The organism is Labrenzia sp. THAF191a, from assembly GCF_009363335.1.
GTDB classification, from domain to species: Bacteria; Pseudomonadota; Alphaproteobacteria; order Rhizobiales; family Stappiaceae; genus Roseibium; species Roseibium algicola.
Genome location: NZ_CP045333.1, coordinates 5,224,649 through 5,238,397, shown reverse-complemented (window position 1 = coordinate 5,238,397; position 13,749 = coordinate 5,224,649). Strand labels below are relative to the sequence as shown.

Annotated in this window: 15 protein-coding genes; 10 read left to right on the top strand and 5 right to left on the bottom strand. The window is 58.1% G+C overall.

The features are described 5' to 3' along the window. Positions 1-172: 172 nt before the first annotated feature. A complete protein-coding gene (locus tag FIV05_RS24100; RefSeq protein WP_152511265.1) occupies positions 173-2,308 on the top strand; it encodes a sodium-translocating pyrophosphatase in 2,136 nt (711 codons plus the stop codon). Positions 2,309-2,373: 65 nt separating this feature from the next. On the opposite strand, the gene bamE is transcribed toward FIV05_RS24100, so the two are convergent. Next, the gene (gene bamE, locus FIV05_RS24095; protein ID WP_006931570.1) at positions 2,374-2,811 is read right to left on the bottom strand and encodes an outer membrane protein assembly factor BamE; all 438 of its coding nucleotides are present in this window, start codon (positions 2,809-2,811) and stop codon (positions 2,374-2,376) included. A gap of 38 nt (positions 2,812-2,849) precedes the next feature. On the opposite strand from bamE, the gene FIV05_RS24090 reads away from it, so the two are divergent. The 6 genes from FIV05_RS24090 to FIV05_RS24065 all read left to right on the top strand — a co-directional run bounded on the left by FIV05_RS24090 (position 2,850) and on the right by FIV05_RS24065 (position 7,430). After that, positions 2,850-3,473, top strand: coding sequence for a ubiquinol-cytochrome C chaperone family protein (locus FIV05_RS24090; protein ID WP_209009775.1), 624 nt, complete (start codon positions 2,850-2,852; stop codon positions 3,471-3,473). Between the two features lie 55 nt (positions 3,474-3,528). Then, positions 3,529-4,101: a DUF177 domain-containing protein gene (locus FIV05_RS24085; protein ID WP_055653457.1), complete on the top strand. Its 573-nt coding sequence runs from the start codon at positions 3,529-3,531 to the stop codon at positions 4,099-4,101. A 214-nt stretch (positions 4,102-4,315) separates the two neighbouring features. Further along, complete coding sequence (gene plsX / locus FIV05_RS24080) at positions 4,316-5,380, top strand: phosphate acyltransferase PlsX (RefSeq protein ID WP_152511264.1); 1,065 nt, start codon at positions 4,316-4,318, stop codon at positions 5,378-5,380. After that, a complete protein-coding gene (locus FIV05_RS24075; RefSeq protein ID WP_062489136.1) occupies positions 5,377-6,354 on the top strand; it encodes a beta-ketoacyl-ACP synthase III in 978 nt (325 codons plus the stop codon). Before plsX ends, FIV05_RS24075 begins: the two co-directional genes overlap by 4 nt. Before the next feature lie 141 nt (positions 6,355-6,495). Further along, on the top strand, positions 6,496-6,810 hold the full coding sequence (locus FIV05_RS24070) for an integration host factor subunit alpha (RefSeq protein WP_023003819.1): 315 nt from the start codon (positions 6,496-6,498) through the stop codon (positions 6,808-6,810). Between the two features lie 20 nt (positions 6,811-6,830). Further along, complete coding sequence (locus FIV05_RS24065) at positions 6,831-7,430, top strand: MerR family transcriptional regulator (RefSeq protein ID WP_152511263.1); 600 nt, start codon at positions 6,831-6,833, stop codon at positions 7,428-7,430. A 15-nt stretch (positions 7,431-7,445) separates the two neighbouring features. On the opposite strand, the gene FIV05_RS24060 is transcribed toward FIV05_RS24065, so the two are convergent. After that, positions 7,446-8,534: a hypothetical protein gene (locus tag FIV05_RS24060; protein ID WP_152511262.1), complete on the bottom strand. Its 1,089-nt coding sequence runs from the start codon at positions 8,532-8,534 to the stop codon at positions 7,446-7,448. A gap of 102 nt (positions 8,535-8,636) precedes the next feature. On the opposite strand from FIV05_RS24060, the gene FIV05_RS24055 reads away from it, so the two are divergent. Beyond that, entirely contained in the window at positions 8,637-8,831 is a 195-nt protein-coding gene (locus FIV05_RS24055; RefSeq protein ID WP_152511261.1) for a hypothetical protein, read from the top strand. 100 nt (positions 8,832-8,931) lie between these two features. Here the strand turns inward: FIV05_RS24055 and FIV05_RS24050 are convergent, their stop codons facing one another. Continuing rightward, complete coding sequence (locus FIV05_RS24050; RefSeq protein WP_152511260.1) at positions 8,932-10,131, bottom strand: glycerophosphodiester phosphodiesterase family protein; 1,200 nt, start codon at positions 10,129-10,131, stop codon at positions 8,932-8,934. 78 nt (positions 10,132-10,209) lie between these two features. Then, complete coding sequence (locus FIV05_RS24045) at positions 10,210-11,445, bottom strand: cytochrome P450 (protein ID WP_152511259.1); 1,236 nt, start codon at positions 11,443-11,445, stop codon at positions 10,210-10,212. A 277-nt stretch (positions 11,446-11,722) separates the two neighbouring features. Between FIV05_RS24045 and FIV05_RS24040 the strand changes: the two genes are divergently transcribed. Together FIV05_RS24040 and FIV05_RS24035 are read left to right on the top strand one after the other, a co-directional pair. Further along, positions 11,723-11,911 (top strand): hypothetical protein, encoded by a 189-nt coding sequence (locus FIV05_RS24040; protein ID WP_031270652.1) that lies wholly within the window; start codon positions 11,723-11,725, stop codon positions 11,909-11,911. Between the two features lie 165 nt (positions 11,912-12,076). After that, positions 12,077-13,150, top strand: a complete 1,074-nt coding sequence (locus FIV05_RS24035; RefSeq protein ID WP_152511258.1) for a DUF389 domain-containing protein — start codon at positions 12,077-12,079, stop codon at positions 13,148-13,150. Positions 13,151-13,217: 67 nt separating this feature from the next. Here FIV05_RS24035 and FIV05_RS24030 read toward each other — a convergent pair whose 3' ends face one another. After that, positions 13,218-13,724, bottom strand: coding sequence for a GAF domain-containing protein (locus tag FIV05_RS24030; protein ID WP_152511257.1), 507 nt, complete (start codon positions 13,722-13,724; stop codon positions 13,218-13,220). Positions 13,725-13,749: the final 25 nt, after the last annotated feature.

Genomic DNA, 13,749 nt, shown 5'->3' with positions numbered 1-13,749 from the left:
GCATCAAACAATACCGTAACGGAAGTTTTGAATTAAACAATGTGAGAGCTTGACGAGGCGCGCCGCTTTGCTGCTATCGTTACCCTCCCTCACGTCGAGGAATTGATGTGAAGGGCCGTCAGGCGGCAAAAAACGACAAGAAAATCAGTCCGCCGCAGCTTTGGGAGGAAGTATGATCGAGCTTGTCGTCATCATTTGTGGCCTCTTGTCCATTGCCTATGGGGCGTGGGCCATCCAGTCCGTTATGGCAGCGGATGCAGGGAACGCGCGCATGCAGGAGATCGCCGAGGCGATCCAGGAAGGGGCTAGCGCTTATCTCAATCGTCAATATACGACTATTGCCATTGTGGGGGCCGTTGTTTTCGTGCTCGCCTGGCTATTGCTTTCCGGCACCGCGGCAATCGGATTTGCCATCGGCGCCGTCCTCTCGGGAGCTGCCGGTTACATCGGCATGATGGTTTCCGTCCGGGCCAATGTGCGCACCGCCCAGGCGGCCAGCCAAAGCCTCGGGGCAGGGCTGGAAATCGCGTTCAAGGCCGGTGCCGTCACCGGCCTTTTGGTTGCCGGGCTCGCGCTGCTTGGCGTGGCAGTCTATTTCGCCATCCTCACCGGAATGATGGGGTATGACCCGACGGATCGTACCGTGATCGACGCGCTGGTCGCGCTCGGCTTCGGTGCCTCCCTCATATCGATCTTCGCCCGTCTCGGCGGCGGTATCTTCACCAAGGGTGCTGACGTTGGCGGTGACCTGGTCGGCAAGGTTGAAGCCGGGATTCCGGAGGATGATCCACGCAACCCGGCGACTATCGCCGACAACGTCGGCGACAATGTCGGCGACTGTGCGGGCATGGCGGCCGACTTGTTTGAAACCTACGCGGTGACGGTCGTCGCCACGATGGTGCTGTCATCGATCTTCTTCACAAGCAGCCAGGCGATCGACCTGATGCACCTGCCGTTGCTGATCGGAGCTAGCTGCGTGGTGACGTCCATCATCGGCACGTTCTTCGTCAAGCTCGGCAGCAACAACTCGATCATGGGGGCACTCTACAAGGGCTTCATTGCCACGGCGGTTCTGTCCGCGGTAGCCCTCGCGATCATCATCTTCGGCTGGATCGGTGCCGGCACCGAGTTCACGACATCGGGCGGCACGACCTTTACCGGGTTCGATCTGTTCGTCTGTGGTCTCGTAGGTCTCGTGGTGACCGGGCTGATCATCTGGGTGACCGAATATTACACCGGCACGGAGTATCGTCCGGTGAGATCCATCGCCCAGGCGTCGGTGACCGGTCATGGCACCAACGTGATCCAGGGTCTGGCCGTGTCACTGGAGGCAACGGCCCTGCCGGCGCTGATCATCATCGCGGGCATTCTGGTCACCTACGCTTTCGCGGGCCTCTTCGGGATTGCGATTGCGGTAACGACCATGCTGGCGCTTGCAGGCATGGTGGTAGCGCTCGACGCCTTTGGCCCGGTGACCGATAACGCCGGGGGGATTGCCGAAATGGCGGATCTTCCGGCGGAAGTGCGTTCCACGACGGACGCCCTCGATGCGGTGGGGAACACCACCAAGGCGGTCACCAAGGGTTACGCCATCGGGTCCGCAGGGCTAGGTGCGCTGGTGCTCTTTGCCGCCTATACGGAAGACCTGAAGTTCTTCTCCAGCAATGCTGCGGAAGGGTCGATCTTCTATGGCATCGACGTCGGCACCCTGTTCACATTGTCCAATCCCTATGTGGTTGCAGGTCTCCTGTTCGGCGGTCTGTTGCCCTATCTCTTCGGCGGCATATCAATGACCGCCGTCGGCAGGGCAGCCGGAGCGGTGGTGGAGGAAGTCCGCCGCCAGTTCAAGGAAAAGCCGGGCATCATGCAGGGCACGGAACGGCCGGATTACGGTCGTGCGGTGGACATGCTCACAAAGGCGGCGATCCGGGAGATGATCATCCCCTCGCTGCTGCCGGTGCTGTCGCCCATCGTGGTGTTCTTCCTGGTCAAGGCCGTGGCAACACCGGCCGACGCCTTCGCGGCGCTTGGAGCGATGCTGCTGGGTGTGATCGTGACGGGGCTCTTCGTGGCCATTTCCATGACCGCCGGTGGCGGTGCCTGGGATAACGCCAAGAAGTCCTTCGAGGACGGCTTCACCGACAAGGACGGTGTGACCCACCAGAAGGGAAGCGAGGCGCACAAGGCCTCGGTGACAGGCGATACGGTTGGGGATCCCTACAAGGATACCGCCGGTCCGGCTGTGAACCCGATGATCAAGATCACCAACATCGTGGCCTTGCTGCTGTTGGCGATCCTGGCGCACTGACGCCCCGGAAAAAGAAAGCCCCGACCGATGGCCGGGGCTTTTTGCATTGGGTTGTGGCTTTTGCCTCAGAGACCAAGGCTCGGGTTGGTCGCACCGCGCAGGATCTGCGTCAGGAAGCCATAGTCGGCGCCGCCCGTACGGGTCTTGCGGGTGACAATGTCGACGATCTTGCCGTCTTCAAGCGAGTAGTTGCCGAGGTCCTGGACGTAGCCGTCCTTGTCGAAGTAAACCGCGACGACGCGCTGCTCGACGATATCCGGAGCCATGAAGGCGGTCGTGGCGGTTTTCTGCGAGATGTAATAGTAGGCATCGCCGTTGAGGCTGGACGTTGTCGACGGGGTTCCCAGGACCAGCTCAACCTGCTCGCGGCTGGAGCCGACCTGAACCTGGTTCAGCATGTCGCTGGTGATCACGTGCCCATGCGTATAGGTGGAGGTAAAACAGCCGCCGAGCGGTAAGGTGACCAGAAGCGGAAGGATCAGGGCGCTTGCCTTGAAGTTCATCTAAGAATTCCCGTTTCGCCAGACCGGTCTGGCTGCTCTTGAATTTCGTTGCTTGGCAAAGTCACTATCGTGGGATAGGGCACAAGGCAACACCTGACTTAAAAGGAGATGCCATGTTGTTTGGCCTGTTCCGCCGTCGGACCCGCGATGCCGAGCACAAGGTCTATTGTGAAATCGTGGCTCAAGCACGGCAGCCAGTCTTTTACACCGACTTTCACGTGCCCGATAGTATCGACGGCCGTTTTGACATGATCGTGGCTCATGCAGTGCTGTATTTCCGCCGGATGCGCGGGGAGGGGAAGTCGGTCTCGGAGTTTACGCAGAACGTCTTTGACCTGTTCTTTCTGGACATGGATGCATCGCTGCGTGAAATGGGTGTCAGCGACACGCGCGTGCCCAAGAAGGTGAAAGTCATGGGCGAAGCCTTTTACGGTCGTGCCGATGCCTATATTCCGGCGATTGAATCAAAAAACGTTGATGAGCTGGCAGAGGCGCTCGGCCGCAACATCTATCCGGATGCACCGGAGCCGGTCGCACAGAAGCGTTTGGCGTACTATATGCTGGAAGCTGCCGAAAGCCTCGAGGGGCAGACGGTGGAAGCACTGATGAACGGGAGCATCGTCTGGTCCGATCCTGAAAAATTCAAGGCATTGCCGGTCTGAGAGCCAAGCCGGCGGAGCAAGAGGCCGCGACAAAGGTGCCAAGGTAAAAACAAAAATGACAAAAGAAACTTTCCCCTATTCGTACAAGGTCAACGCCGCCCGCGTTGTCGACAAGGACGAACGCGTCACTGTCAGTCCGGACGAAGCCGCGCTCAAGGCCATAGCCAAGACCTATGAGCTCGATGGCATTCGCGACCTCAAGGCGGATTTCCTTCTGAAACCGTATCGCAAGGCGGGACTGCGCGTGGTCGGTCCGCTGACGGCAACGCTGGAACAGACCTGTGTGGTTTCACTGGAACCATTCGAAAGCCAGCTGAAGATCGATGTCGATCGCACCTTCGAGCCCCAGTCCAGCCGGCCGCGCAAGGTCAGCGATCTCAATGAGGACGGCGAGATTGAAATCGACCTGGAAACGCTCGACCCGCCCGATGTCATTCTGGATGGTGTTCTAGACCTTGGTGCTGTGATCTGCGAGGAACTTGCGCTTACGCTCGACCCGTTCCCCCGCAAGCCGGGAGTGGAGTTCGAGGGTGGCGATGGCGACGACGACAGCGTCGACGAAGAGCCCGAGGCCAAACCGTCCCCCTTCGCCGCCTTGAAGGCACTCAAGGAACAGCCGGATAACTGATATCCATTGTATTCACAGGTGCCGGAACGATTTGGGCTGGGTCTTCATGCAGGTTTTCAACGTCAGAACTCTCCGCGATCAGGAAAACGGTTGTCAGTCTTGCCAAAACCGTTATGTTCGCGCCCGTTCTAGGCCCTTGCCGGACCTGCAGGACTTTGTCTGGAAGCACCACTCGGTGCTGTTCTTGGTAGCGAAACGTCAAAAGACCTTCTAGATGGCGAAAACTATTCCGATTTCTCTGGATGCCATGGGCGGCGATCATGGGGCTGACGTCGTCATTCCCGGGGCGGAAATTGCGCTTGTCCGCCATCCTGACATCCGTTTCCTGCTGTTCGGCAATGAAAAGGTCGTGCTGCCGCTCCTGGAAAAGTATCCAAGGGTTCGCGACGCTTCGACGTTCCATCATTGCGACGTCTCCATTGCGATGGACACCAAACCCAGCCAGGCCCTGCGTCAGGGCCGCTGGCGCTCGTCCATGTGGCGGTCCATCGAGGCGGTAAAGACAGGCGATGCATCCGTTGCGGTCTCTGCCGGCAACACGGGCGCACTCATGGCCATGTCCAAGTTCTGCCTGCGGACAATGGCCAATATCGAACGTCCGGCGATCGCGGCCATCTGGCCGACCATGCGCGGCGAGTCCGTGGTGCTTGATGTCGGCGCAACGATTGGCGCCGACGCACAGCAGCTTATCGATTTCGCCATTCTCGGTGGCGCCATGGCGCGGGCCCTGTTCGGTGTCCAGAAGCCGAGCATCGGCCTGCTGAATATCGGCGTGGAAGAGGTCAAGGGACTGGAAGAGGTTCGCACCGCCGGCCGGCTTCTGCGCGAAACGCCGCTGCGCTCGCTGCATTACGCCGGTTTCGTCGAGGGTGACGACCTTGGCAAAGGCACGGTCGATGTCGTCGTGACCGAAGGCTTTGCCGGTAACATCGCGCTCAAAACCGCGGAAGGCACAGCCAAGCAGATCGGCAGTTACTTGCGTTCGGCCATGAATCGGACCTTTATGTCCAAAATCGGCTATCTCTTCGCCAAAGGCGCCTTTGATCTGCTGCGCGAGAAAATGGATCCGCGCAAGGTCAACGGCGGCGTGTTCCTGGGACTGAATGGCATTGTGATCAAGAGTCACGGCGGGACGGATGCCGAGGGCTATGCCTCGGCGATCGACCTTGCCTACGACATGGTCAAAAACGAACTGACACACAAGATCGCCCAGGATCTTGTGCATTATCATCGTGGCCGCTTCGCTGAAGCCGCGCCGACATCGGAAGGTGATTTGTGAGCGTAATCCGTTCGACCGTAACCGGCTGCGGAAGTTTCCTGCCGGAAAAAATCCTGACCAACGACGATCTCTCCAAGATGGTCGACACGTCTGACGAATGGATCGTTCAGCGCACCGGCATCCAGCAGCGCCATGTTGCTGCCGAAGGCCAGATGACCTCGGATCTTGCTCTGGAAGCTGCCAAGCGGGCGCTGCAAAGCGCCGGCCGGGATGCTCAGGAGATCGACACAATCATTCTGGCAACCGCCACACCGGACAACACCTTTCCGGCAACGGCTGTCACCGTCCAGGCCAACCTGGGCATCTATCACGGTGCCGCATTCGATGTGCACGCCGTTTGCTCGGGCTTTGTCTATGCCCTGACGACGGCCGATGCCTATATTCGGGCAGGCTTGGCGAAGCGCTGCCTTGTTATCGGTGCAGAGACGTTCTCACGAATTCTGGACTGGACCGACCGGACGACCTGCGTTCTCTTCGGCGACGGCGCTGGCGCTGTCGTGGTGGAAGCAGCGGAAGGCGAAGGCACGACGGCTGACCGGGGTGTCCTCACATCGCACCTTCGCTCCGACGGCCGACACAAGGAAAAGCTCTTCGTCGACGGTGGACCGTCCTCCACTGGTACCGTTGGGCATCTCCGGATGGAAGGCCGTGAAGTCTACAAACATGCGGTCGGCATGATCACCGACGTGATTGAAGATGCCTACAAGGCAACGGGGACCACATCGGAAGATCTCGACTGGTTCATTCCGCATCAGGCCAACAAGCGCATCATCGATGCCAGCGCCAAGAAACTCGGTATCGCTCCCGAGAAGGTCGTGACCACGGTCCAGCATCACGGCAACACCTCTGCCGCCTCCATTCCGCTTGCGCTGGATACGGCCGTCAGGGACGGACGTGTCAAAAAGAACGATCTCGTGATGCTGGAAGCAATGGGGGGCGGATTCACCTGGGGCTCCGTTCTGCTGCGCTGGTAAGTCCTGTCTAACTTCCTACGACAAATCTGATTTCCACCAAGAGTTCCGGTTGACCGGCTCGCCGCAAGGCCGTACCGTATGGCCTTGCATCGGAGTTCTTGTGCAAAATCAGCCAGATGATGGCGTCGTTGAGGAGGGGTTATGGGCAATCGGACTATTACCCGCGCTGATCTGTGTGAGGCCGTTTATCAGAAAGTTGGTCTGTCCCGGACCGAGTCTTCTGAATTGGTCGAACGCGTACTTTCTGAAATTTCCGACTGTCTTGTGACCGGAGAATCAGTAAAATTATCAAGCTTCGGGTCTTTCGTGGTCCGCTCCAAGGGGGAGCGCATCGGCCGCAATCCGAAGACCGGCGAGGAAGTACCTATTTCACCGCGCCGGGTGATGGTGTTCAAACCGTCTAACGTATTGAAACAGCGGATCAATGATGCGCTGACAGGACAGGCCAGCAAATAGCCAGAAAATTATAAGACCGGATGAGCTCGCAGGAAAAAAGCCCCGACGCCTTTCGTACTATCAGCGAAGTCGCAGAAGATCTTGACCTGCCGCAGCACGTGCTGCGGTTCTGGGAAACACGCTTCTCGCAGATCAAGCCGCTGAAGCGTGGGGGAGGCCGCCGGTACTACCGGCCGGACGATGTCGAGCTTCTGAAGGGCATTCGTCATCTGCTCTACGGTGAAGGCTACACGATCAAGGGTGTACAGCGGATCCTGAAAGAACAGGGGCCACGCTTCGTCATGCAGATCCGGCATGAAGACATGTCGGCCCTGCAGGCCGTTGCCTCTGCAGAGCCGGTACAGGCGGAACCTGCGCCTGTCCCTGCGATGATTTCCCAGAATGGCCAGCATGAAAGCCATAACGGCCCGTTGCCAAGCGGCGTTCTGGCGGACAATGCACCGGAACCGGCACCAGCCCAGGGGCATGGGCATTTCAGTATTCTTGGTCGCCTGCGCGGCGAGAAACCGGCTCAGGGTGCGGGATCCCATTCGTCCGTGACGAAGGAGGATATCCGCCGCCTGCAGGCAACCCTCTTTGAGTTGCTGGAATGCAAGCGAACGCTGGATCAGGCACGCTGACCTTCATACCAGGCCTTACTGGTCTGCCTTGCGTTTGAAAAGTTTCGCCAGGAAGCCAGGTTTTTTGCCGGCCTTTTCCGAAGTTTCGTTCGAAACCTGAGCCTGCTTGACGAAGTCTCGCAGTTCGGCAACCGACATCCTTTTTGATGAGGGAGAAGTCTTTCCAGCAATGCGGGTGTCATCCAGCTGTCGGGCTGCGGTGGCGATCGTCCGATGAACGTGCGATGCAGTTGATGGTGAAACGGCGGAAGCAGTTTCAGGGTAAGCTGGTATAGCTGACTGATCTGGCCGGTCCAGTGCCGACATCTCCTGCTCGAAAGCCTCTTCGCTCCGAACTTCTGGAGGCGCATGAGAGGGAGACTCTCCCTTCAGTTCCTGTAAACGTTCCAGGATGGCCGCGTCCACGGGGTCGTGCGGGTCCAGCTCTGTGTCCTCGCTCCCGTCCGAATAACTCCCGGTTTCATTCAGGTCTTCATCGTAGCGAACGTATTTTGTCGGCACATCTTCACGGAGGATGCCGAATTTGGGATTGTGGACGACCTTGAGTTCAATCGTACCCAACCCGTCATCGTCTTCCTCATGGTAGATCACCTGGATCTTTTCGTTTTCCTCACGGCCAAAAACGTCTCCATCATCGATCAGGCGACTACTCTTGTTCGTGAACTTTGAAAACGCGACGAGGATCTCGGCAAGGTACTCTGGCGGCAACCTGCAGGGCAGCACTTCCACCCTGTACCCGGTTAGCCACTGGGAGCCGATCCCCATCATGCCGATCAATTGCTCGCCGGTTGCGGGATCCTGTTGTCCGTAAGGATTGGGCAAGAGGTACAGGTCGTCGTGGTTTGAGGCGCGAGCCAGCGCCGAGAAGGCATCCGGCTTCAGCAGGAAGCAGCTTGGAGCCCAAAAGACGGCGTCCGGCCGTGATCTTTCCACGATGATCGCCGTGATCAACCTTGCGATCTCCATGGCTTGCAAGGTTTCCTCAGCCTCGCAGAAGGCCAGACTTTCCACTCCGGAAAGTGTCTTCAGGTTCTCTGGCAGCGAATCCGTGGGGATGAGGCTTTTTCTGACCGAAATCTGCGTGCAGGCCGCGATCTCGTTCAAAAGGTCGGCCGCTTCCGGAAAAGCGGTCCTAGCATAGACCGTTTCAAGCGCAGCATCTATCAGCGGCGTGTGTTCGAAGAGGCCTGTCTGTGTGACAAGAACATGGAACTTACCGCACAGAAAACGCTTGTTGACCTCGTCGGACGTGTTCAACAGCTGGCAGGCGCTGCGCGGAACGCCCGCCTTTTCCGCGACAGCTACAATGACAGCCATGATCGCTTCTCCGTCAAGCGGCTGATAGCGCTTGTAGAGGATCTGGGAATCGACGCTTGGAAGCGGATGCGTTTTCAACGGTAAGACCACACCTGATTTGCGGAACAATGCGGGAGGTTAGGCAATTTTGGTGAAAAAGGCCTTATCGCCTCTCACCTTGGTTGCCAAAACCGGCTCCTGCACGTCACTCCAGTCCGAGGCAGGAGGCATAAAAGCTCGTGGTTGCCGGCCAGTCCGAAAAGATGCCCTTGACGCCAACCTGGCGCGCCAGAACATCCACAACCTCATAAAGCTTGCCGTCGCCGTCGATGGCATCGTTGACGGTCTGATAGTACCAGCCGCCGCCGGACGACAGCGGTCCCGACCTTTCAAGCGTCCAGGCAATCAGCTCGATACCGGCTTCCTTTGCTGCAATCGCATAAGCCGACGGAACGATCTTGCCGTCTTCCTCAGCAAGAAGGACAAACAGCGGCGGCGCGAGGTAGTTGACGCCCATAGCCTTCAGTTCGGTCATGGAAGGGGAGAATGTTTCCGGATCCATGGGATCGACATCGCGGCGGCTTTCAAGGAAGACTGCCTGCTTGCCGAAGTCCGGTTCGTTTTCGATCCAGTAGAGCACGTCATCAAGGTTGAAGGATTGCGGATAGACGTCTTCTGCCGGAATGCCTGCCGCCTTATATTCGTCAATCAGTTTCTGGGCGTAGTCGGCCTGGGTAAAGCCATCAAATGGCATCTCGACTTCAGGGGCCTTCAACTCCGGAGTGAATTTCACGCCGAGGTCTTTGAAGAGGCGGATCGAGGCATCGTGTGTCAGCAGCGTTCCCGTGCCCGCGTAGAGGTCCGTGCGCCAGGGAGCGGTTCCATTCTGGTAAGCTTCAGGCGTTGTCGCCGTTTTGTCTGCGCTGTCCATCTTGCCCTGCAAAGACGAGAATTCCGCCAGGGTCAGATCACTCGTCCGGCATTCGGCCGCAGCCGGCGTCTCACCTGAAGCCGGAGTGAAGCCAGTGGTACATTTACCGGCGAGATCGGTCGTCAGAATATTCGTGGTCGTGTGCAGATCGTTCTGGGAATGCCGGCACACCAGCTCCTTGTCCTTGGTAAAGGTGACGTCGCATTCCAGGATGCCCGCTCCCATGAGTGCCGCGGCCCGGTAGCCTTCCTCCGTGTGCTCTGGAAACTGCAAGGGGGCACCACGATGGCTGATGGAAAACAGAGTGCGTTTTGCCGGCTTGCCGATACATGCTTCCAAGGTGTCCTTCAGTTGGCCGTCAGCCATCTGGGACACAAGGTAGGCGGGGCGGGGCCCAAGCTCGACAGTGCCTGCTTGTGCAGGCAAGACGGCACACAGCCCGGTCAGGCAAAGAACAACTTGTTTGAGGTGCATGAGGTATCCAATGGCTTTCGTGGCAAGAAGGGCAATAATTAGCGGCACGCATGCTGGGAGCAAGTGCAATAGCTGCAACTAGGCAGGTTGCCAGGCAAGTCTGAGTGCTTCCGGGCCTCTTACGGACAGGCCACGCTTGTAGGTGACGTTGTCGTCAACCATCTCAATCGTGCTGAACCTTTTCAGCAGTGTTGAAAAGATGATGTCCATGTCCAGACGTGCAAGATGATTGCCGAGGCAGAAATGTGCGCCCCGGCCAAAGGCAATGTGCCAATTCGGCGTTCGGCCTACATCGAAGCGGTCAGCGTCGGGAAATTGGCCCGGGTCGCGGTTGGCTGCTCCATAGAGGACGCCGAACTTCGTCCCGCGCGGATACGTGTCGCCGCAAACCGTCATGTCCTCAGTGGAATAGCGGTGGAAGAACGGCAAGGGAGATTCATAGCGGAACATTTCCTGCACGGCCGTTTTCATCTGCGACGGATCTTCATGCAGACGCTGCAGCTCATTCGGAAACTTCAGCAGCGCATGCATGCCACTGCCGAGAACGTCGATGGTTGAACCGTGACCGGCCATCAGGATCAGCATGGCGGTCGAGATGAATTCGTCCTCGTTCATCTGGCCGGCCCGTTCAGCCTCGATCATGAGCGACAGAAGGTCCTCCTGTGGTGCGCGTTCGCGCGCTGCCTTCAGCGTTTGCAGATATTGATAGAATTCGGTCGTGTTGCGTTCAGCCAGTTCCTTGCGCTCGTCTGTCCGGTCGATATCGAAGTACTGAACAATGTTTTCCGACCAGATGCGCAGCTGCGGGCAGTCCTCATCGGGAACGCCGAGAACGCGGCCGATGATGTGACCTGGAACATGGGCAGCCAGATCTTCGATAAAGTCGATTTCGGAGCGGTCTGACAGACTGTCGAAAAGGCGGTCGACATAGGCCTGTATGTTATCGCGCAGCTTGCCGACCATCACCGGCGTGAACAGTCTGAACACCTGCTTGCGCAGCCGGTCGTGAATGTCCCCGTCGCTGTCCAGCAGAGAGAACTGAACGAACCGGGAATGATGCGGCATGTCGTGCCAGTTCTGGGCACGTTTCATGTCCGCGATTTCTTCCGCGCTCGCGATGTGGTCCATGGATCGCACCATCTTGCCGTTCTGCACGATTTCCGAAACGTCATCGAACTTCGCTGCCAGCCAGATATCGAAATCCTCGAAGTAAGTCAGACCCTTGCGTTCACGCAGTGCGGCGTAGAACGGGTAGGGGTCTTGTGCAAAGGCATCGGACAAAGGCGCGAAGGAAAGGTCTGTGGACGGGCTCATGAAGGGCTCTTGAGGTCGGGTTGGATGGGGTAGAATTGTGATTCTTGGCAGGGTCGAAGATTTGGCTGGCCAAGTGCAAGCGAAAAGCGGGAGCTATGGGCCATTTTTGACGTGTTTGGGCGAGTTATCCCAAGCCAGGCCTTCAGCTCTTGGGGATTGTGAGGAAATGACATTTCTGACGATATCGGCAGAGGTTTGGAAATCTTAACAATTCCCAAACGCGGGCTGGGAGGCCTGCTTGCACAGACCAGCAGAACCGTGAGTGCGTGAGGCCGAAATGCGTGTGCCAAAGGCTTTCAGTGACGAGTACCAGACCTTCTTGCGGGAGACGGGCTTGGACAACCCCAATCCGCAAGCCCTCCTCATGGAACTTGCCTCGCTCTCCATGGAAGTCTACCTGAAGGAAATTGCCTGGCTTTCCGAGTTCATCGGCAAGATCGAGCGCGCGAAAAAGGCTGCGGCCTGACGGTAAGCTTTTGACTGGATTGCGTCATTTCTGGCGGAAGAAATGTTTCCCTGGAATTTGGTGTCGTGCCTATCGACGATTGTGAGCCAAGCCGTTGCAATTGAGATGACGAACGCCGCGACGTGAAGCATACTCGGACGATATAACGTCCGGAGCAGCTGTATCATGTCCATCAGTCAGTTCTCCACCACCAAGGAAATTCTGAGGTTCGAGGGCGCCGACAAGGCTGCCTATTGGCGCAAGTTCGCTTTGCTGCTGTCACTTGCCGTGATCATCGCGACGATGGGCCTGCTGCGAAACTCGGGCGCTGTCGTGATTGCGGCCATGCTGGTGGCCCCGCTTATGACCCCCATCCTGGGCATCGCCTCATCGATCGTGATGGGATGGGTTGGCAGGGCGCTCGTCCTGATGCTGACTGTCTGGATCGCCGCCGGCTGCAGTATCGTGATCTCGTGGCTGATTGTCTGGATAGCGGATGCGCCTTCAACGCTGCTGCTGCCGGATGAAGTCCTCAGCCGGAGCAATCCCGGGGCGGAAGACATGGTCGTTGCGCTCGCCGCGGGCATTGCCGGTGCCTATGTGCAGATCAGGAAATCGGAAATCAGCCTTTTGCCTGGAGCAGCCATCGGCGTGTCCCTGGTTCCGCCGCTCGCGGCAGCAGGGATCCTGTTGTACTTCGGAGAACAGGAGGCGGCCTATGAGGCCACATTGCTCTTTGCCACCAATTTCGGGGCGATCATCTTCTCTGCAAGCCTGGTCTACATCATCCTGGGCCCACGGGAGCGGCTCTTCCGCAAAGCGCATCGGGGCGTCAAGTTCACGCTCGGCATGACGGTCACGCTTGCCTTCCTGTCGGTCGTTCTGGTCCAGCTTCTGGCGGCAACCTACCTGCGCTACATCGAAACCGGGACAGAGGCCGTTCTGGCACAGCGCACCAAGGAGTGGGCGGGGAACACGCCTGTCGAGATCATAAGGGTCGACGTTCACGCCCGCACCAAGATTGCGGAAATCTGGGTACTTCTCGACCTGCCATCGGACGCGCAGTACAAGATCGGCTCACTCGACGATTTTCTGCCGGCCGCGATGAAGGAACATCCGTTCAGAGAGGCTGCCCGTGAAGTTCTGGGAGAGGATTACAAGGTGGTCGTCAGATACCAGACACGCATTGCCTGGCTTGTGGATCTTGCCACGGAAACGATCGATGTAGCTCCTTCTGTCGATACCGTGAGGGAGGACTGACAGGTCAGGCAAAAACAAACCCCGCCAGAACGGCGGGGTTATGAGAGACTGCGTGTGCTATTTGGTCCTAGAGGGCGGTCGACAGTGAGCGGCTTGCCAGATAGGCGGCCTTGGCCGGAACCGAAAGCCAGGCCTGCGCCTGAGCGATGCGTTCCGGCGTGTAGTGATGCTCTTCGTGAAGCATGTTGACGGTTCCGACCAGCGTATCGCCGAGAACAACGGGCAGGTTGATGACGGAGCCGCAGCCAAGCCGGCCTATCAGCTCGTAATCGGGAAAGACGGTCGCAATATCGGCAAGCGTGTTTGCGACAAAGCTTTTCCGGTCCTTGTGTACGGTTTCAAACCAGCGGTCAAAAGTGATCGGTTTGGTACCGGAGACCGGGTAGTCTTCCGGATGCGAAGTGTAGGAGCGCTGCGCCAGCTCGGTTTTCATGTCGGCTGTCATGAAGGTGAACAGCTTCACGCCAATGGTTTCCTGCGTCAGCTTCAGAAGGGCATCAAAAGGCGCATCCGGTGTGGTCGCGGTGGAAAGGGCATGGTCAAACGTGGCCAAAGGGCCGGTGAAATCGGTCATGTATCGAAATCTCGAGCAATTCTGG